Source organism: Pseudoneobacillus rhizolycopersici (assembly GCF_054786815.1).
The window spans coordinates 1-242 of record NZ_JBTOOE010000217.1 but is presented as its reverse complement, the minus strand read 5'-3'; the positions used below and the strand labels follow the sequence as shown (position 1 = coordinate 242).

Sequence of the window (242 nt, the reverse complement as noted above, 5' to 3'; positions counted from 1 at the left end):
GCTCGTTACTCAAACTTGACAAGGATCATCCACTCACATGACGACTCTTTACTTTCAAACGGCCGAGGGCGAGACCATTGAGTTGCAGGCCAAGGACGGCGCTTCGGTGATGGAGGCTGCCGTAGCCGCGAATGTGCCGGGCATCGACGCCGAGTGCGGCGGCGCCTGCGCCTGCGCCACCTGCCATGTCTACGTTGACGAAGCGTGGACCGAACGTCTGCCGGCCAAAACAGAACTTGAAA

1 protein-coding gene is annotated in these 242 nt (G+C 59.5%); it reads left to right on the top strand.

Features of this window, described 5'->3' with window-relative positions:
* Positions 1-37: 37 nt before the first annotated feature.
* Positions 38-242 (top strand): 2Fe-2S iron-sulfur cluster-binding protein (locus ACX9YW_RS23495; RefSeq protein ID WP_460351211.1); only part of this gene is annotated, 205 nt, incomplete at its 3' end.